This is a genomic window from Caballeronia hypogeia, from assembly GCF_001544875.2.
GTDB classification, from domain to species: domain Bacteria; phylum Pseudomonadota; class Gammaproteobacteria; order Burkholderiales; family Burkholderiaceae; genus Caballeronia; species Caballeronia hypogeia.
The window spans coordinates 44616-63784 of record NZ_FCOA02000003.1 but is presented as its reverse complement, the minus strand read 5'-3'; the positions used below and the strand labels follow the sequence as shown (position 1 = coordinate 63784).

General features: G+C 61.0%; 22 protein-coding genes. 5 read left to right on the top strand and 17 right to left on the bottom strand.

The features are described 5' to 3' along the window. Positions 1-243 precede the first annotated feature (243 nt). The 4 genes from AWB79_RS06390 (at position 244) to AWB79_RS06375 (ending at position 4483) form a co-directional block, all read left to right on the top strand. A complete protein-coding gene (locus tag AWB79_RS06390) occupies positions 244-1722 on the top strand; it encodes a PP2C family serine/threonine-protein phosphatase (protein ID WP_198398982.1) in 1479 nt (492 codons plus the stop codon). Between the two features lie 92 nt (positions 1723-1814). After that, positions 1815-3314 carry a helix-hairpin-helix domain-containing protein gene (locus AWB79_RS06385; RefSeq protein WP_061166566.1) on the top strand — a complete coding sequence of 500 codons (1500 nt, stop codon included), beginning with the start codon at positions 1815-1817 and terminating at the stop codon, positions 3312-3314. After that, entirely contained in the window at positions 3314-3943 is a 630-nt protein-coding gene (locus AWB79_RS06380) for an HAD-IB family hydrolase (RefSeq protein ID WP_061166565.1), read from the top strand. Before AWB79_RS06385 ends, AWB79_RS06380 begins: the two co-directional genes overlap by 1 nt. 93 nt (positions 3944-4036) lie before the next feature. Beyond that, entirely contained in the window at positions 4037-4483 is a 447-nt protein-coding gene (locus tag AWB79_RS06375) for a DUF805 domain-containing protein (protein WP_063963452.1), read from the top strand. 542 nt (positions 4484-5025) lie between these two features. On the opposite strand, the gene AWB79_RS06370 is transcribed toward AWB79_RS06375, so the two are convergent. The 16 genes from AWB79_RS06370 to AWB79_RS06305 form a co-directional block, all read right to left on the bottom strand. Then, positions 5026-5790 (bottom strand): helix-turn-helix domain-containing protein, encoded by a 765-nt coding sequence (locus tag AWB79_RS06370; protein WP_061166564.1) that lies wholly within the window; start codon positions 5788-5790, stop codon positions 5026-5028. Continuing rightward, positions 5787-6035: a hypothetical protein gene (locus tag AWB79_RS06365; RefSeq protein ID WP_061166563.1), complete on the bottom strand. Its 249-nt coding sequence runs from the start codon at positions 6033-6035 to the stop codon at positions 5787-5789. Before AWB79_RS06365 ends, AWB79_RS06370 begins: the two co-directional genes overlap by 4 nt. A gap of 11 nt (positions 6036-6046) precedes the next feature. After that, positions 6047-6667: a hypothetical protein gene (locus tag AWB79_RS06360; protein ID WP_061166562.1), complete on the bottom strand. Its 621-nt coding sequence runs from the start codon at positions 6665-6667 to the stop codon at positions 6047-6049. Between the two features lie 734 nt (positions 6668-7401). After that, complete coding sequence (locus tag AWB79_RS06355; protein WP_061166561.1) at positions 7402-7848, bottom strand: phage antirepressor KilAC domain-containing protein; 447 nt, start codon at positions 7846-7848, stop codon at positions 7402-7404. Next, positions 7845-8036, bottom strand: coding sequence for a hypothetical protein (locus AWB79_RS06350; protein ID WP_061166560.1), 192 nt, complete (start codon positions 8034-8036; stop codon positions 7845-7847). The genes AWB79_RS06355 and AWB79_RS06350 overlap by 4 nt, the downstream gene beginning before the upstream one ends. Before the next feature lie 162 nt (positions 8037-8198). Beyond that, on the bottom strand, positions 8199-8492 hold the full coding sequence (locus tag AWB79_RS06345; RefSeq protein ID WP_157695702.1) for a hypothetical protein: 294 nt from the start codon (positions 8490-8492) through the stop codon (positions 8199-8201). A gap of 250 nt (positions 8493-8742) precedes the next feature. Then, the gene (locus AWB79_RS06340; RefSeq protein ID WP_061166558.1) at positions 8743-9075 is read right to left on the bottom strand and encodes a hypothetical protein; all 333 of its coding nucleotides are present in this window, start codon (positions 9073-9075) and stop codon (positions 8743-8745) included. 167 nt (positions 9076-9242) lie between these two features. Further along, entirely contained in the window at positions 9243-10604 is a 1362-nt protein-coding gene (dnaB, locus tag AWB79_RS06335) for a replicative DNA helicase (protein ID WP_061166557.1), read from the bottom strand. Positions 10605-10770: 166 nt separating this feature from the next. Then, positions 10771-11628, bottom strand: coding sequence for a hypothetical protein (locus AWB79_RS06330; RefSeq protein WP_232470836.1), 858 nt, complete (start codon positions 11626-11628; stop codon positions 10771-10773). A 38-nt stretch (positions 11629-11666) separates the two neighbouring features. Then, positions 11667-12071, bottom strand: coding sequence for a hypothetical protein (locus AWB79_RS06325; RefSeq protein WP_061166555.1), 405 nt, complete (start codon positions 12069-12071; stop codon positions 11667-11669). After that, positions 12068-12289 (bottom strand): helix-turn-helix transcriptional regulator, encoded by a 222-nt coding sequence (locus AWB79_RS06320; protein WP_061166554.1) that lies wholly within the window; start codon positions 12287-12289, stop codon positions 12068-12070. Before AWB79_RS06320 ends, AWB79_RS06325 begins: the two co-directional genes overlap by 4 nt. 195 nt (positions 12290-12484) lie before the next feature. Beyond that, positions 12485-13213, bottom strand: a complete 729-nt coding sequence (locus AWB79_RS06315) for a hypothetical protein (RefSeq protein ID WP_061166553.1) — start codon at positions 13211-13213, stop codon at positions 12485-12487. 22 nt (positions 13214-13235) lie between these two features. Beyond that, positions 13236-14537, bottom strand: a complete 1302-nt coding sequence (locus AWB79_RS06310; protein WP_332459656.1) for a tyrosine-type recombinase/integrase — start codon at positions 14535-14537, stop codon at positions 13236-13238. A gap of 12 nt (positions 14538-14549) precedes the next feature. After that, positions 14550-14693, bottom strand: a complete 144-nt coding sequence (locus tag AWB79_RS39355) for a hypothetical protein (protein ID WP_157695701.1) — start codon at positions 14691-14693, stop codon at positions 14550-14552. A 492-nt stretch (positions 14694-15185) separates the two neighbouring features. Further along, on the bottom strand, positions 15186-15326 hold the full coding sequence (locus tag AWB79_RS39350; protein WP_157695700.1) for a hypothetical protein: 141 nt from the start codon (positions 15324-15326) through the stop codon (positions 15186-15188). A gap of 177 nt (positions 15327-15503) precedes the next feature. Then, on the bottom strand, positions 15504-16442 hold the full coding sequence (locus AWB79_RS06305) for a CHAD domain-containing protein (RefSeq protein WP_061166552.1): 939 nt from the start codon (positions 16440-16442) through the stop codon (positions 15504-15506). A gap of 288 nt (positions 16443-16730) precedes the next feature. Between AWB79_RS06305 and AWB79_RS06300 the strand changes: the two genes are divergently transcribed. Continuing rightward, positions 16731-18317 carry an inorganic phosphate transporter gene (locus AWB79_RS06300; RefSeq protein WP_061166551.1) on the top strand — a complete coding sequence of 529 codons (1587 nt, stop codon included), beginning with the start codon at positions 16731-16733 and terminating at the stop codon, positions 18315-18317. 29 nt (positions 18318-18346) lie between these two features. Here the strand turns inward: AWB79_RS06300 and AWB79_RS06295 are convergent, their stop codons facing one another. Continuing rightward, the gene (locus tag AWB79_RS06295) at positions 18347-18919 is read right to left on the bottom strand and encodes a hypothetical protein (protein ID WP_061166550.1); all 573 of its coding nucleotides are present in this window, start codon (positions 18917-18919) and stop codon (positions 18347-18349) included. Positions 18920-19169: the final 250 nt, after the last annotated feature.

The following is a 19169-nucleotide window of genomic DNA, read 5'->3' as shown; positions in this document are numbered from 1 at the left end:
ACCTTCGCGAAGGCTCATATCCAAAGCTTTGCCAAATCCGACGAAGCCTGTGACCTTGTGCTGAACTTCGCGATGGAGCTTTATAGAAGGGCGAAAGTTCATCGCCCGTGCGCGAGCGACATTCCTGCCGTGCAAGCCGGCGAAATCGCCGAAAAAGCTCAGGCCAGCCCCCTTTCAATCGAGCCGAAAGCGGAGCCGACCGCAACGCCTTTCGCTCTGCCGTCGATAACCAAACTCGACCCGATGCAACCTTCCCCGAACGATTCCGGCGCGGCGACGACCGGCCCGGCAGACACCGCACCGCGCGACGTCGTGCAACCTGAAGCAGCGCAACCCGTACAGCAGGCCGAAGCGAAGCCCGAATGCCCGGCCGCGCCCGAAGCGCAAACACCCGCGCCGGAGCAAGTCATAACACCTGCAGCGCCCATGCCCGCTGCGCCTGTCGCCGTGCCGACCACGCCGGTTTCGCCTGCGCCATCGCCGATGCAGGTATCGATAAACAAGCCTGCAACGCCGCCCGATCGCGTCGCGCCGTCCGCATCTGCGATCCCGGCTACGACTCCGCACACGCGCTTCGTGCTCGCGAACTGCAAGGTCGGCACGTATTACACCGCGAAGATCGAAGGCAAGGACAGCGCGGGGCGCGAATTGGAAGTGCTCGACATTGCGGTCCCTCAAGGTTTCGGCCTTAGTTTCGAGATGGCGACCCAACACGTCACCGGTGTGCCGGCCCTGGCGGGCGATTTCGTTCTGCCGCTGCAGTGGCGTTATCCGGGGCACGCGTCGCGTCAAACCGGCGAGTGCCGTCTCACGTCGAATCCCGATCCGCGCTCGCTGTGGAAGGTCGTCGAGCCGGACCCGGCGTTGCCTTATCAGAAGCCGCATCTGGCGCAACAGCTCATCGAAGGCGATGGCTTCAGGATGGTCGCGGCAAGCCGGCGCGGCCGATCGCACGAGCACGGCGGCACGTTTCGCGACGACGATTTCTTCATGGCGTCGACACTGAACAACGGCTGGAACGTGCTCATCGTCGCGGACGGCGCGGGCAGCGCGGAGTTTTCGCGCGAAGGCTCGCGCATCGCGGTCCAGACGGCGGGCCGCGCGCTGGTCGATGACCTCGAAGGCGAATTCGGCGCGAAGGTAAATGGCCTGATCGCGACGTGGGACGCCAATTCGGCCATCGCCTTCGGCACGGAGTTTCATTACTGCTTCCACCGCATGGCGACGCTGGCCGTTCAGGGCATCGAGCAGGCCGCGGGCGAGCGCGGCGCGCCGGTCCGCAGCTATGCGACCACGCTGCTTGCCGCCGCCATCAAACGGGACGGCGGGAACACCTTCCTGGCGACGTTCTGGATGGGCGATGGCGCGATCGCGGCGTATTGGTCGACCGGCACCGTCAAGCTGATGGGCACGCCCGATGGCGGCGAGTTCGCCGGTCAGACGCGCTTCCTGGATCGCGCCACGCTGGCCGAGAGCTTCGCCAAGCGCGTGAGCATCGGACGATACGGCGATCTGCCCGCGATCGTCCTGATGACCGATGGCGTGTCGGACCCTTACTTCGAAACGGACAATGGTCTCGCCGATCCGGCCAAATGGGGTGCGCTGTGGCAGGACATTGAGCCGTCGCTCAAGTCGGACGATCCGGCGGTCGCACTGGTCGATTGGCTGCACTTTTTCAGGCAGGGACATCACGACGACCGAACGATCACCCTACTGTGGTGATCGCGTGAGCGGCCGCGACTTACGCGAGTCCGGCGGTGCGGGCGCTTTGCGCGCACACGCTGGCACGCTGAGAGAACATTGTGGGGATTGGCATGAGCAAAGTCGTCAAATGCAAAACGATCGACGGAAAGGATGTTGAGTTCGTCGACGAGATCATCGCGCAAGGCGGGATGAAGGACGTGTACTTCGCGCCGGACAAGTCGTACGTCGTGGGCTTCTATCGTGACAAGCAAGACGCGCAGGCCAAAGACCGCTTGCAGATGATCACCGGCAAATACCGGGAGAGCATCTTCAACAACGTCGGCGGCGACTACTGGAAGAACCTGCTTTGCTGGCCGAGCGGCATGCTCGAACACGAAGGACGGCTCGGCGTCGTGGTTCCGGTCTATGCCAAGGAATTCTTTTTCGAGCACGGCTCGAAGAACAACGACAGCCTCGGCATCAAGGGCAAGGAGAAAGAAGGCAAGTGGTTCGCGGCGTCGAGTCTGCGCAATCGCTTCGTCGATCCGCGCGAACTCGGCGACTGGCTCACGCATCTGAAAATGTGCGTCCTGCTGGCTCGCGCGACGCGCCGGCTCCATTTCGCCGGGCTCGCGCATTCCGACCTTTCCTATAAGAACGTGCTGGTGAATCCATCGCGCGGCGGTGCGTGCGTGATCGATCTCGACGGCCTCGTCGTGCCCGGAAAATATCCGCCTGATGTCGTGGGAACGCCGGACTTCATCGCGCCGGAAGTCGTGAAGACCACGCATCTGGCGAAGAACGATCCGCAGCGTTCACTGCCGCGGCGCGAGACCGATTTGCACGCGCTCGCCGTGTTGATCTACATGTATCTGCTGTACCGGCATCCGTTGCGCGGCGGCAAGGTGCACGATATGCAGGACGAGCAGCGCGACGAAGCGCTCATGATGGGCGAACGCGCGCTGTTCGTCGAGAATCCGACCGACGCGAGCAATCGCATCCGCACGAAGAACGCGAAGCCTTCCGAGTTGCCGTGGGCCGACACCGACAAGCTGCCCTACATGATCACCGGCCCGTATCTCGCCAAGTGCTTCAAGGAGGCATTCGTCGACGGTCTTCATGATCCGTCGAAGCGGCCGTCCGCCAGCGACTGGGAAACCGCGCTCGTCAAAACCGTCGATCTGGTTCAGCCGTGCCAGAACGCCGCGTGCGAACAAAAGTGGTACGTGTTCGACAGTTCGACGAAGCCCAAATGTCCGTTCTGCAATACGGCTTTCAAAGGCAAGCTGCCGGTGCTGAACCTGTACTCCTCGCGCAAGGAAGGCAGCTTCCGTAGTGACAACCATCGCCTGATGGTCTGGACCGGGCAGTCGCTGTTCTGGTGGCACGCGAACAACCTGATCGTGCCGAACGAGCGCCTGAGCGGCGATCAGAAATCGCGCGTGGGTTACTTCGTGTTTCACGAGAACAAATGGTGGCTCGTGAACGAGCGTCTGGCCGATCTTCGCGATGTCGCGAACAAGACGGACATTCCGATCGGTGGAAAGATCGAACTCAAGCACGACCAGCAGATTCTCTTTGCCCGAGGCGACGGCGGACGTCTTGCAATCGTTCAGATGGTCGAGGCCTGATGACGACGAAGACCCTCGCACTTTTCGATTTCGACGGCACCATCACGACGAAAGACACCTTCGCGCCTTACCTGTTCGAAGCCTTTGGGACGACGCGCGTGAGCGCCGCGTTCGCGTCGTTGGGCGCGCATGCGCTGGTGGTCTACGCCGGGTTGTCCAGCCGCGACCGCTTCAAGGCGCGCCTGCTTGCACGGCTGTTCACCGGCGCGGACTGTGCGCGTCTCGAAGCCGTCGGACGCGCGTATGCGAAGACGGTGCCGAAGTGGTATCGGCCTGCCGCGCTCGAGCGCATTCGCTGGCATCGCGAGCGCGGGCATCGGCTGATCATGGTGAGTGCATCGCTCGATCTGTATCTGGAGCACATTGCTCGCGATCTCGGTTTCGACGATCTGCTTTGCACGCGTATCGAACGCGCCGGCGCGCATACCACGGGCCGCATGCAAGGGGCGAACTGCCGGGCGGCCGAAAAGGTGCATCGCATCGAAGCGCTTCTCGGTAAGCCGCTTGCGGACTTCGTGACACACGCCTACGGCGATAGCGAGGGAGACGCCGAGATGCTGCGCGCGGCGGTTCATCGTTTCTACCGACCCTTCAGGGATGCAAGCGGAAATGTCCGAAGCGTTGCCTAAAGCCCTTGGCGATGAGTGCCGATATCGATTGTATCTGCGGCTATGCAGCAAACGATTAATAGAAGCGTTGAATAATTTCGAACGAGGTTAATCATGAGCATGATGAGTTGTTTCGGCTGCGGCAAGCAGCTTCACACGAGCGCACCTAGCTGCCCGGGCTGTGGCGCGCCACAACTGTCGACTCAGGTGACGAAGAACACGGTGACCCAGACGAGCGGCTTCGGCTGGTTCGTCATCGCGATCAAGAAGTACGCCGTGTTCGCCGGTCGCGCGCGACGCAAGGAGTATTGGTTCTTCACATTGTTCTACATCCTGCTCGCGTTCGTGGTGGGCTTCGTCGAAGGGCTTTTGCGACTGGGCGACGGACCGAGCACGCTCTACAGCCTTGCTCTGCTGCTACCGAGTATCGCGGTCGGTGTCCGCCGCCTTCACGATACGGGCCGTTCCGGCTGGTGGCTTCTTTTGCCTCTCGTGAATCTCGTTTTCCTGGCGCAAGACGGTCAAAAAGGCAGCAACAACTACGGCGACGATCCGAAGTGACGCCATGGTTCAGACTGGATCTGTCACTACAGGCGCGAACCGATTAAGCGATCGCCCAAGAGAATTCTATGTTCCTGGCAAGGGCGGGGATGGCGGAAATCCCCCGGATAACCGCCCCTCGCTCTTCGACTGAGCGAACGGCGGCTCCGGGGTCGCGTGCGGCCGATGGCCATCAGGCCGAGGTAGGCCACGCGCATCCGCGTTTATGCTCCGAAGTAGTCGAGTTCGGGGTGTCTCGCGCTGAAGATCTGCAACTCAGGGCGTTAGGCGCTCGTCAGTGCAGAAGCTGCTGCACATCGTTGGATGGCCTTCACAATTCGCCGTTTGCATCGCGGCGCGGTTTCGCGACTCGAAAAAGCCCGCGCTAAGGCGGGCGAATGAACGGCCTCCCCAACTCATGACCGTCCAACGGACGCGACGGGTCCACGATGGCTCAGCGAATGCGCGCCGCGCGGCCAAGTTACCCTTCTGACTCAGGATTCCGCCTCCCTCGACGCATGTGCGGCGTGCTTGATGGACACGAGCGACGGCAGTGACACAAATTACGTATCCGCGAAGCAAGCTGCCACGGCGCGGGGCGATTCCTCGTCGCGTTGTTCGAAGAATTCGACGAAGCGCTGCGGCGCGATCGCGTTTCCGGTCTTCAGTTCGTTGATGGCGGCTTCGATTGCCTGTAGCTTTTCCAGCTTCGCGCGCAACGGCGCGACGCCGGCCGCAAGGCGCTTGACGGCGGCGAGAATCGGCGCGCCGCCCGGCATGTCTTCGAAATCGGAGCGCGCGGCGAACGTTTCGAACCGCGCGGTCACCGTTTCCACGTCTTCCAGCACGCGGACCAGTTCCTCTTCGACCACGTTCGTTTGCCGGGCCGTCTGAATGATGGCCTCGGCCATCTGTGCGATGAATCCGCGAACGATGCTTTCCGACCCGCGCAGCAAGGCGTGTTCGCGGATAACCCGCGCGTCCTGTTCCATGTTCGGGCTCAGGCCCAACAGCCAGTCAGTCGAGACGGCGTAGACTTCCGCAGCTTGGCGAAGAAACTTCCAATCGCTCGGCGTCGGACGTACGCCGGACTCGATCTGCGAGAGCTGCGACGAGTTCGCGTAGCCGAATTTTTCCGCCGCTTCGATAGCCGTTATGCCTTGCATGACGCGGGCCTGTATCAACTTGTGGCGCAGGGCTTCGAGTTCGGCGGGCTCGCTGCGGTTGCGCTTGAAGCGCGTAAGCGGCTTTCGCAAAGCGATTTCGCGCTGTGCATCGGTCAAGCCCCGTTCATTGCCTTCGATGGCCTTGGTCTGTTTCTCGCTCATATCGTTTTGCGGACTTCCTCAAGTGCGACGGCAAGGCGTTCGAGCCGCGCCGTCAGATGTTCAAGTCGGTCAAGCGCGGACGCGGGCTTGCTGCCGTCGCGCGTACGCCACGATTCACGGGACGCCCGCTTGCGGATCGTGTTTGGGGCGACGCCGTATTCGAACGCCAAAGTCTTCGCGGGTGCGCCACTGCGGTAGCGCTCCTCGATCCCCAGCCATTCGACGGGCGTCAAGTGTCGCGACATTCGACGCCCTCCTAGACGACTTGGTGCAAGTCGCCGTCTAGTAGATGGCTCGCGTCATACAACGGTCCGGACGCCGAGAACGCGCGAAGGCGTTCGACGCGCGCGCGGGCCGCGTCAAACTCGGCAATCCATTCGTCGCGGTCTTCGGGGCGCGGGCGAATCAGCCCGGCGCGATCAACATCTGACGAATGAATGCCAGCCTCGATAAGGCGTTCGCGATGTTCCTTGCGGTCCGCTTCGTAGCGGGCGATCCGTTTCTCAAGACGCGGAATCGCGGAAGCTTCGAGACCCAACATCGCGGAACTAGATTGGCGCAAGGCTTCAGAGTGCTTCTCGCGATGTTGCGCGGTGAACTCCTTGAGCGCCCTGATTTCGTCGCGCGACAGGCTCGCGGCTTCATGTACTTGCGAAGCCGCGTGGCGCAATGCCCCAAGAAGCCCGTCAGTCGATTGGCCAGCCTGAAACGCGCGCGCGATCAGGACCGCCGGTTCAAGCGCGGCGGCGGCGGCGCGGTGGGCTTCCGCCAGATCACGGGCGGCGCGCGCAATGTCGGGGCGGCGGGCGGTATCGAAGAACGTGCGCAGCGCGTCTTCGTCGTCGGCCAGAAGGGTTGTGATCGCGATCGAGTTCATTGGGTCGGTTCCGTCCTATCCGTGTATGAATGAGGCTTCATGCTCGCATTCGTTGCGACGCAACCGGTCTCGCGTTTTCCACTTGTCCACACGAGAATCCATGCGGCGATGTGTCCAGGCAAGTACTCGCGTGCGCGGGCGCGCGCCCGCGCGCGTATGGCGTAAGAAAATTCGGTCGCGCTCTTCATCAGATTCCCTTGCGCGCCTTAAGCGGCTTGGCTTTGCGCGATTTCAGGTTGTTTGTCAGCACGCTCGGTGACGATGCGTTCGAGGTCGCCGTTCATGCGGGCGCAGACGTGCGGGATTCAAGCTGTATGGATTTTGTGCCGAGCATCGTCTAGGTTCCGATACAGACGCTGCGGCGATGCTTCCGCGCGACGGCTGACAAACCCGCATGAATGAGACACTGTGAACCTATCTCGCGGAACACGTGCTAAGAGAAAACCCGTGACGCGCCCGATTGAATGGGGCGGGGGCGGGCCGCCGCGACTATGGGACGTGGTTGACTTCCTGCGCGATGAGAGAATGCGCCGCGACTATCTCACCTAGGTGATGGGCCAGGCGGACGCCACGCCGGACGAAGTGCGCGCCGCCATCGCCGATATCGACGGGCCGCACCGGGGCCTTGCCGACCCGATACAAAAAGCCCGGCGCAGGGCCGGGCAAGGATTGAGGCGTCCGTTGTATCCCCCGTCGCGCGTGAACAGGCCGAAGCTCGCACGATGGTCGGCGCGCTACTCAGCGCTTTCGTTGTTCCCGCTCGTGCCAAGGCGTCGCTCAATCTCCGCGCGACCGGCTGGCGTCAGTTGTGGCCATGCGACAGCCTCGCGACCGCGCATGACGATCCAACCATCGGAAACAGCCTTATCCGTCGCCTTCCATTTGCGGGTGTGGTCGCGGTACAGCCAGCCTTCACGCCGCAGGACCGTGAACAAGCGATCACGCGGGATGCCAAGTTCCGATGCAGCGGCGGTTACGCTCATATGATTGGCATACCGAGCGCGAAGCTCTTCGGCCCGCTCTTCGGCCTTCCGGGCGGCACGCTGCTCTGCGCGCTCGATGTTCAATGCGATGACGCTCGCCGGAATGCGCAAGATACCGGCCTTGGCAAAAAAGCGGCGTGTGCGGGCTTCCGTGCGCTCGGCGAGCGTACTACTCTTGCGGGGCTCCTTCTTGCTCATCGGTTCAACTCCTTCAGCACGGCGGCGCGGACCTTCGCATTCGCCCGTAGGCGCTCGAGCACATCGCCCGGCGCGTCGGACGGCGCGGCGCGATATAGGCGGTCGCGCTCTTCGACAGTGGCGCGGATGCCGCGTACCCGGTTTAATGCACGCACGGCGGCGCGCTTTGCGTTTTCTGTGTTGGACATGCTTTCCTAATGAATTTAGTAATCCTAAAACTTTGAACTGCTCGTAGGACTGGTTATAGGGCTTTAAGAGGGCTTCGACAGTGAAGCAGCTACGGACTATTTCCCGTCCTTTTCTGTGCCAGCCACCGAGGGATTTTCTGCCTTACCGCGCCTCCGCATGTCTCAACCCTCCAGGCTAGCGAGAAAAGACTTGCCTTCCAACGTTGCCGCCAACTCTACCGAAGGCCATAGTGTTCTAAGCAGAGACAGGCACTCGTCAATGTCTGCTTCGCTGAAGTCGCCCGCCATCTCGGGTCCCGTGTCGGATAGTTTCTCGATACCAAATTCGATTGAGCCAATGAGAAACCAGCCTTCGTAGCTTGGGTCATCGTCAAGCGCTTCGGCGACAATCCCTACCAGCCCGATCATGCGATGGGATTGTGAGGTTCCGTTCCGGTAGCGCGTGAAATAGCCCAAAGAACAGTTCCCCTTTCGCCGATCCGTTCTCGTTCTCAAAGATGGTCACTCGACCCGGAATGCCGAAATGCCACGCAACGGCAGCGTGCCCATGCTCATGGATACACACGCTGCGCAGATCGCGGCGGACGGATTGATCCGATCGATTCGTCTGGCATTTGATTGGTTCCATGCAGCGCGCCGACGACATCCAGCGCGAAATTTCCTGCCACGCCGCCCGTGTTCCATGACGGCGGGGCGACGGTTGCAGCTACTTGGCGCGCGAGGCAACCTGGTCGCTGGGAGTCTGGTTTTGGATTGCCTTGAACTCGCCCTTCATCACTTCGATCGTTTTGCGCAACTCGTCAAGCGTGCCGTCTGCCGTGCAATCGCTGATGGTCGAAAACAGGCCATGCGAGACTGCATCACCGTCGTTCCCGCGCGCCTCATTGCCACGTAGATAGAACATGCCCGCCTGCGCAAGGGCGTCGATCTTGCTGCAATTTTCATTGAGGATTTCAATGTAATGTGACATTGCTACGCAGAGCGCATCTTGGCGGGCCTTCGGGTCGGTCGGCAGGGATTGGTATGCGAAAAACTTCATAGTTGAGCCTCTTTCGTTGTGGTTCGGCGCGGGTGGCAACCCGCGAAATCGTTGCGCTGGCCGCGGTTGCCTCGGCGAACGTTCGGGCGACGGGAATTGGATGACCTTTTGCACTTATGTCGTGTTGCGTGTCCCTGTTTTTTTCTTGGTTGGAGGTATGCTGCGGTTCAATCAAAACCCCGCTTGCGGGATGTCTTCGTAACAATTGCCGTAGGCCATGCGCCCGCGTGGTTCTCGAAACGCATGAACTCGCCGCGATACGTCAGCGGAATGTCGCCGATGCGTCCATGGCGGAACTTGGCGACGCGCAGTTGCGCGAAGCCGTGAAACTGCGCTTCGCAATTCGGGTTCGAGATTTCTTCGCGGTGGATAAAAAGCACTGCATCCGCGTCCTGTTCGATAGATCCCGAATCGCGAAGATCGGAAAGCATCGGCAGGCGATTTGCACGTTCCTCGACCTTCCGGTTGAGCTGCGCGAGTGCGATGATCGCAACGTTCAATTCCTTCGCCAACGCCTTGAGGCCGCGCGAGATGCCTTCGATCTCGGCGTTGCGGTTCGCGCCGTCGCCGGTCATCAGCTGAAGGTAATCGATCACGATCAAGTCGAGTCCGGCCTTTCGCTTCACGAGGCGCGCTTTCGAGCGCACGTCGAGCATCCGCAGGGCCGCTTGGTCGTCGATGTGCAAGTTCAGATCCTTGACCTTCATCGCCGCCGCAGTGACGCGGTTCCAAAACTCTTTGTCGTCTTCCGGAGCCAACATCACCGTATCAAGCGGAAGCCGACCGAGCGAGGCGATGTTCCGGTCGTGGATTTCCGATTCCGGCATTTCCATCGACAGGAAGAGCGCGCTGTGGTCGGCGGCAACGTGCGTCGCGACGTTGAGCGCCAAGGCAGTCTTCCCCATGCCCGGGCGCGCGGCGAGAATCACCAGCCATCCGGGCCGAAGCCCGCCGTTCAGTTGCTTGTCGATTGCGTCCAGCCCGGTGCTAATCACTCGTTCAGCACCTCGCGACCGCTTGTCGATCACGTTGATGTGGTCAGCCAACCCTTTGGCGGCAAGCTTCGGCTCACGCTTGACCGTGGCTTCGCCGAGCGCCTCAAGCTTTGCGGATGCCCGGTCGATCAGCACATCGGCGCTTTCCGGCGCTGCCCCGACGGAATCCCGAATTTCCGATGCCACCGACAGCAGGCCACGCTTCTGCGCGCGGTCGCGGACGATCTCGGCGTAGCGCGCGATGTTCGCCGAACTCGGCGTGTTCTGCACGAGTTCGTTCAGGTACGCCAGTCCGCCGACGTCTGCAGCGCGGCCTTGCGCTTGCAGGCGCTCAAAGACGGTGATCGTATCCGCGCCAGCGCCGGACGAGATCAACTCGACCACCTGGGCGAAGATCGCGCGATGGTCGGCGCGGAAAAAATGCTCAGCGCGCAGATCGCCGATGCGGTCGATCGCGTCGCCGTCGAGCAGTAGCCCGCCGATGACAGATTGTTCGGCCTCGACCGCATGAGGCACAGCGCGTTGCATGTCCATTGTTTTTCCTTGGAAATAGATTAGTTATACTGAACCATGAACTTTCTTGAATCTGTCTAAGAGCCCGCTGCGGCCTTGATGAACCCTCGGAACCACACCTACCCATTGCCCGACCAATTCCAGACCAGCCAGCGCCCGATTTCCTGCCTTGCTGCGCCATTTTGAATCAGGCGGCACTCTTGTTTTGGTAATTGCCTTGAATCACCTTGTTAAAGTTTTCGGACTTCATGAGCCAGGCAAGGTCACAGCCAGTCCACTTACCGTTACGTCCCGTCAGGAAGTCGCTCTCGCTGACGTACCAGAAGAAGCGGCTGAAGTAATCCAGCGCCGACTGCTCATCGGTCGCGTACCGCGTGCCGTCAGGCTTCTTCGCCGTCAGGACCCACCGCCAGCGTGCGCGCATCGACTTCTGGCGTTCGCCTTCCCAGATGCGCGGCTGGGGAAGTTCGGCCAAACGCTCCGCGTACAAGCCGATGAGTTTCTGGTGCGGGCAGTCGGGAAGGGCATCCTTCGGACGAGCAGGAGAGTCGGCGGCGAGTTGGTCGTCAGCATTGCTGGCGACAACCAACACGTCAGTGTTGGTTAAGGTTTTAGATTCTTCTCTAGTCTTATCCTCTCTTATCGGTTCGCGATGGGTTTCACGCGGATTTGCCGTGGGTTTTCCATGGGTTTGCGACGGCTTGCCCATGGGTAACCCATGGGTTTCCGGCGGGTTGTCCGTCGGCTCCGGGTCGGCCTTCTTGGGGCGTCCACCCTTGGCCCCGTTTGCCCAGTTCGCGAGCAACGAAGCGTTGTATTCGTCCCATCCTGTCACCGTGAGCTTGGAATCGATGCGCGAAATGAATCCGGCGTCTAAGAGCGCGTTCTCGAACGCCTGTGCGTCACCGACATAGCGGCAGATCGCACGCAGCGCTGCAGTCGGAAGAGAATCGAAAACGGAAGTGCGGCGCTGCTGACAATGCGCCCAGAGACGAATGACGTACACAGGCGCTACCTCATCGCCACCGAGAAGGTCTACCAGCATGCGCGTCTTCCAGTGGTCCGGGAAGTCAGGTGCGACAATCACGATGCTTTCACCTTGCCAGCACTTGCGATCTGGATGAAGACCTTAAGCGAGTGGCACAAAGGGCGCGTCAGTTCATCCTTGTCGGCCTGATTCGACGTGAACGGAATCTCCTGATTCAGGAAGTCTTGATAGAGCGCCTCATTAAGACGGGTGATGAGCGCACAAACACGCGGATCATGAATGACGACTTCCACGTGAACTTCATCGCCGTCGAACGTGGACTGGCGCACATCGTCTGCAATACCGTTGCTGTTCGCGTCCGCCGCAACGTCTTTGCCGCGCGAGTCGTCTGCGGCTAGGGCATCGTTCAAAGCACGGATCGCGCGAGCGAAATCGGCGCGACGGGACACAAGGTCAGCCATCCAGGGCGTCATGAGGTTGCCGATCGTGCGTGCGTTCATGCAACCTTCCGCTGCGCATTGGCCTTGCTCGCCAGGTATTCATCGAGTTCGGTCGTGTAAAAGAGTGTCGTGCGCTCGCCAAGTTTGAAGGGCGTCGGGAAGTCCGGGTCGTTCTTTACCAAATCCCAGAGCTTGGTCATGCCGACGCCGATGTATTCTGCTGCTGATGCCGGGCGCTTCGTTCCTCCACGAACTATCGCCATTGATTTCATCGACATTGTTCTTCTCCGTTCGAAATTGATCGTTGAGCGGATGATCACAATGTCGGTGCACGTTTGACAGGTGGGTGGCTTGCAAAAAACTCACCCACCCCGGAAGGTAGGCAGACGGGCGGATAGGTCTACCAGACGCGCAAGACCCAAGTCCAGCAAGGCTCAGGTGGGATGGGTGGCTTGTTCGGTTGGGTGGGTGGCTTATTCGCCGGGGGTTCTAACCGCCCCTCCCTTCGGTCGCCAATTCGCCACCTTTGAAATTTCTTCGATCGCCGTATTGTTCATTTCTCTGGCCTTGACCTTGACGCCGTTCTTCGTAGAGTCCTGTTCGTGGAATAGTTCAAGTTCGTCGTACCGCGATTTGAGCCAGCTCTTGATCGCCGCGACTACGCCTCGCGATCGACGCAGATTCTCGTCCTCCATCGCGAGCCAGACCTTTACTGCGGCGGCGAGTTTTGGGGAGAAACGCGCATGGTTCCGGTCGAGATATGCGGGCGTCTGGCTCGACTCCGGGAAGAAAAATCCAGACTTCACTCCGCGCGACGAGAGCCAACTCTTCAGGTCGTCGGCGGCTACAGTCGTTTTGCTCAGATCGATCTCGCCGACGATCTCGACTCCATCTTTGTGCTCGTGTATAAGAGACAATTCGATGAGTATGTCGGGATCGACACCCCGATAGCACTTTGTTGCGGGAAGCGAACCACGTTCAACCGCATGCGTGAGTGACTGTAGCGCCGCATTGAAGGCGTCCGGCGCGTCATCGATCTCGTCAGCACCCGCATCTTTCCGTTCTAGGCGCGCAAGATGGAAACGCCGTATCGTCTGTCGGTTGGGCCGACGAATACGACTCGGCTTTACTCCGACTATCAGTGCCGCCGCGACGGTCAGCGTATATGTATCGGCGATCCGGAACAGGTCAAGTTCATCCATTTGTCTGAATATTGTGGTGGTATCAGCCGCGATTCGCGGCGAAAGGCAACTCACTGTTGGACGTCCGGACAACACCTATGTACGTGGCCCAATCGGTCATAAGTTGGCGACGCCGTTCGAGAACATCGCCACGCCAGTAAGCCATTTCACTTGCGTCCCCTGGAACGTGCGCGAGCGCGACCTCGATGAGTTCGCGCGGATGATTGGTGAGTTCGGTTGCCCAATCCTTAAACGTCGAGCGCATACCGTGGGGCGTGGCTGCGACGCCAAGACGGCGCACAATCATCAGCAACGTCATGTCGCTGAGCACTTTGCCGCGTGGACTCGGGAAAACCAGTCCAGTTCGGTCATCGTCTGCGGGTTGTGGTAGGGCGCGCAGTAGGTCGATCGCCGTCTTGGGTAGAGGAACGCGATGCTCCTTCTTCAACTTCATGCGCTCGGCAGGGACGCGCCAGATACCGGCATCCAAATCAAATTCCGACCAGCGTGCGGCGCGGGCCTCTCCTGAGCGCGCCGAGGTCAGGATGGTGAACTCAAGGCATCGCGAGCCGGTCGCATCAATCGCGCGCAGCGCCTTCATGAAGACGCCCATTTCCTGATAGGGCAGTGCAAGGTGATGGCGCACGGTCGCCACCGTCGAAGGTTTCGCCAACAAGTGATCCAGATTACCGCGCCACAGCGCTGGATTCTCGCCTGAGCGATAGCCCTTAACGCGAGCCCAGTCGAGGATATTCTCGATGCGGCCACGCACTCGGGAAGCTGTTTCGGTCTTCGTCGTCCAAATCGGCTCAAGCACTTGGAGCACGTGCTCGCGCGTGATATGGCGAACGAGGATCTTGCCGAGGACCGGCTCGGCGTATTCCGCGATGGTGTTGCGCCATTGATCGCCGTGCTTTGCGTTCTTCCAGCCGTGCGCGCGGGAGCCGATGAACTGCTTCGCTGCTTCTGCGAATGTGATCTCGGAGATCTGTGCGGCGCGTAGCGCGCTCTCAGCCGCCTTGCGCTCAAGGATAGGATCGACGCCAGCCCGGATCTTGTCGCGCTCAGCCTGCGCGCGTTCGTGGGCCTCCTTCAGGCTAATCGCTGGGTACGCACCTAGCCCGATCTCGCGACGCTTGTCACCAATCTTCACACGCAGGATCCATGAACGCGCCGTTGGCGAAGAGACTTGCAGATAAAGCCCCGCCACTTTGCCAACCGGATAGGTTCCCAGCTCTTTCAGGCGCGATACGGCCAGTGCGCCAAGCTCTTTCGCTACTTTCGGCACATACCCTCCATAACCCGCCATTGAACCCGCCATAGATTCGTGAATTGGAGCGTACATGAACGAATGAATTCAAACAACAAAATTCCCCAACTCCTTTTGATAAATAGCTTGCTCATAGTTCGCGATTGTTCGCTTTTGTGCTTTGTTGGCGGACCCTCTCTCCGCCAGAATTTCAAGCCCTTGATCTTCAAGGGCTTTTTCTTTTTCGCGCAAGCGTCGTGCACGCGGTGGTCGAATTCGCGCTGGCCTCCAGGGACACGCGAAAGCTGCGTGTCTCAAATGTCGAATAACGCTTGGACCGGATTGCAACGGCAGCGTTTTCGTCCTTTTCCTAAGGTCCAAAACGCATCGCCGATTCGTTCAGCGATTCGCCAGTTTCCCGCAAAGAATCAAGTTTGGATTGCTACGCAAATCGATGCGCGCCGTCTGGATGAACAAAAAAGGGAAACTGCCGAGGGAGGGGGGGAGATGTCGTAAGAGTAGTGGGCGCCACGGTTTGTCTGCGCCTCTAATAATGCTCGATAAACTCGCGCACATGGCAGGGCTCAGCGGCCCATGCAACCCACCTCTTACGACATTCACAAGAATAGTCGATGAGCACGGAAAGGGAATCGGATTAGTCGCGATATGCGCGCTCGTCTACCGGTCGGTTCACGGATAAATCCGAATTCCGCGCCGCACAACTCCGTTCAATTCCCGCTGCGTTCATGCGAACAGTTTCGCGAGACCGCGCCAGAACGCGCGCCAGCGTCCCGTCGTGGTGACGCACGATGCCTCCATGTCGCGTTGCCAAGTGGCGTTTTCCTGATCATTGAGCGTCTGTGTGACGAGCGCCCCGAAGTACATGGCGAACTCCCTTTGCGGGTATCGATGAAGGCGTCGCGGTGTGCGACTTCCATGCGCTCAGGATGCCGGCGGGTCGTCGTCCATGAAACCCGCACGAATGTGCCCACCCGACGCAGGGAGCGGGACCGCTGCACGGAGATGGACAAAAGGGGGCCGCCGCACGACGCCGCGAACGCGTCAGATGGCGTGAGGCAGCGAACGCAAATGCCTGAGCGCCTCACGCGATTCGTCGCGCTTTTCCTTGTTGAGCCAACGCACCGCTTCATCGATCGCGTGCTTGTCGTCGAGCGCCGGCGCCACGCGCCGCAGGGCGGCCTCGCTGGCGAGCACGTCGCCGAGCCGGCCGAGCACCGCCTGCGCCGCGCACAGATGGGCGATCGAATGCGTGTGCCCGCGCTCCAGAACCGGCGCGAAAAATTCGAGCAGACATTGCAGCCTGGTTGCCGCTTCATCGAGGCCGCGCAATGTCTTCATGTCCACGCGCTTCAATCTCGCGGCGCGATGTTCCCGCTTGCTGAGCAGATCGTCGGCGAGCGAGACGCGCTGGTGCGCCAGTTCTTCGACGGTGCACTCCTTGCCGCGCGCTTCGAGCCGGCGGCGCGCGTCGGCGAGGGCGCGACGCAGCAGCACGTCGATGTGCGCCTTGCGGATCGTCACGCAACTGACAGCCGACGCCTCGCGCCGTTCCTGCCGAAGCGTACGCACGACCAGCGCGAGGCCCGCGCGGTCCTCGGGCGCGCGCGTAAGCAGGTCGCAGGCGGCGTCGATTTCATGCGGCTCGCCGGCGATATTCGCGAGACGCTTGAAGCGCTTGCGCACGACGCGCGCCTCTTTCTCGTCGAGCAGCGGTTCGAAAGCCCACCACAGCGCGCGCAGACGACACAGCGTCGAGCGCAACTGTTCGAGCGATCCGGCGTCGGCCCGTCCGGCCATCTGCTCGGCGTGCGCGAACGCTTCGATCGCGAGCGGAGCCGTCAGCATGACGAATGCATCCGCGACCGGCTGATCGCGAAGCGAGAAGGGATCGGAGACGCGCGTGCGCGTCGCGGCGAACTGCCGGCTGAGCGAACTGCCGAGGCTCTTGCGTACGAGCGCCGGATCGAAGTTCAGTGTCATCGTCTCGGTATGTGCCTATAACGCACGACTTTTTGTCGTTCAGGGCTGCGTGTCGCGCCGGCGGTCTCGTCCGGTGGTCGAATGGCTGCTGGCGGAAAAATAGACAGCGCAAATGTCACGGCCGTGACAATGCAGGGAAAATTCGATGAAAACGTTCTTGCCGCTTTCACATGCGTCGCAAGGCGCGCGGCGTCGGAAAAACAGGGTTCGATTGACACAAAAGATTCACAATCGACCCCATCGGCGAAACGTATGCTGGCAGCGCCACGGTAAGCGCGCGAGGCGATCATGCCGGATATTGCATTTCCCCAGCAGAGCGGCGTAAGCGAGCGCACTCGCCGCACCAGGCTCCTCGTTTTCTTGCTCATCATTCTCGGCGGCGCCGGTTATGTCGGACTGCATCTCGCATCCGATCTGGAATCCGTCCGCCTGAGTTCAGCACTCCCTTACTTTCTGCTCGGCCTCGCGCTGCTGATCGCGCTCGGCTTCGAATTCGTCAACGGCTTCCACGACACCGCGAACGCGGTGGCCACGGTCATCTACACGCACTCGCTCACGCCGAACATGGCGGTGATGTGGTCCGGCGCGTGGAATTTCCTCGGCGTGCTGGTGTCGAGCGGCGCGGTGGCGTTCGGCATCCTGCAATTGCTGCCCGTCGAACTGATCCTGCAAGTGGGCACCAGCGCGGGCTTCGCGATGGTCTTTGCACTGCTGATCGCCGCGATCATCTGGAATCTCGCGACGTGGTACTTCAGCTTGCCGTCGTCGAGCTCGCATACGCTGATCGGCTCGATCATCGGCGTCGGCCTGATGAACCAGCTGATGCGCGGGCCGAACGGCACGAGCGGGGTCGACTGGTCGCAGGCGGCCGGTGTGGGCAAGTCCCTGCTGTTCTCGCCGATCGTCGGCTTCATCTTCGCCGGGCTGCTGTTGCTGCTGCTGAAGGCGCTCGTGCGCGTGCCCGCGCTTTACAGGGAACCGAAGAAGAATCATCCGCCGCCGTTCTGGATTCGTGCGCTGCTGATCCTCACATGCACGGGCGTGTCGTTCGCTCACGGCTCGAACGACGGGCAGAAGGGCATGGGCCTCATCATGCTGATCCTGATCGGCACCGTGCCCACCGCCTATGCGCTGAACAAGGCGGTCACTCCGGCCGAGTCGCAGAACTTTATCGCGGTCGCGCATGAGGCGTCGGGCGTGTTCGCGAAATACACGAATAACGCGCCACCATCGGCCGATCCGCGCGAGGACACGCAGTCCTATGTGCGCACGCGCCAGCTTTCGACCGCGACCTTGCCCGCCGTGAAACAACTGACCGACCTGATCGGAAACCAGGTGAGCGCGTCGGGATCGCTCGCGGCGGTGCCGCAGAATCTCGTCGACAACGTGCGCAACAACATGTACCTCGTCTCGGAAGCGATCCGTCTGATGGAGAAGGCGAACGCGCCGGTCTTCGCGCCTGCGGACCGCGCGGTGATCGACAACTACAAGAAGCAGCTCGACCACGCGACCAAGTTCATCCCGACATGGGTGAAGGTAGCCGTGGCGATCGCGCTCGGGCTCGGCACGATGGTCGGCTGGAAGCGCATCGTCGTGACGGTGGGCGAGAAGATCGGCAAGCAGCATCTGACGTACGGGCAGGGCGCCTCGGCGGAGCTGGTCGCGATGGTGACGATCGGCGCGGCCGATGCCTACGGCCTGCCGGTTTCGACGACGCACGTGCTGTCATCGGGCGTCGCCGGAACGATGGCGGCCAACGGCTCGGGGCTGCAGTGGAACACCGTGCGCAGCCTCGTGCTCGCATGGGTGCTGACGTTACCCGCGTCGATCGCGCTGGCAGCCGCACTCTACTGGGTCTTCCGCAACTCCTTCTGAGCGCATGCGACGGGAGGTTCAGCTGACGCTCAGGCGTTCGCCGGACGGCCGGTCTTGACCGTTTCCAACGCCTTGATCGCTTCGACGAGACGCTTTTCCGGCGCGGCATCGAGCATCGTCAGGGCGGCGCGCAGCAGCTCGCTCTTCTTCACGCGCAGGCCGCTCTTCTGACATTTGTCCTTGAGCGACGCGATCTTAGCGTAATCCGATTTGGGCATCGTGAAGCTGTCGCGCACGACCTTTTCCTTCTTCGGGCTTTCCTTCTTCGCGCGCCTGGCCTTCGTGTCGGGCTTGGCTGCGGCTTTCGTGTCGGGCTTCACTGTGCTTTTGACGTCCGTGGCGGTGGCTTCCACGGCGGGCGCCTTGGCGGCGAGCTTTGCGCCCGGAGCTTTCGGCGATGTCTTCTTCGTGTTTTTCGGCGTCGTGGCGGGCGCCTTCGTCTTCGTTGCTGACGTGGTGGCCGTGCGCGCTTCCGTCTTTTTCGCGCCGTTCTTCGGGGTGGTCTTCGGAGTGGTCTTCGCGGGCGCCTGAGTCTCGCCGTTGGCGCTCTTCGGGAAATGGAACGCCTTCTTGGTGGGCGCCTTGACTTGAGGGGTGCTCATCCGTTTTCTCCTGTCGTGGGTGGAGAAAACAGTATATACGGTTTATGCGCGGGCGCGTTTCGTCGTTTCGTGATCGCTCTTGAAAACGTCTTGCACATCAACGGAATGGGCGTGGGGCTCGCAGGTTATCTACATGCTTGTCCACCGATTCTGTGGACAAGCACACAAGACTGCGACGTTACTTTCCGTGCTCGTGATCGTCGCGGCCATTTGCATCCGGCCACGAACACGAAAAACTGGTTCGGAGTGT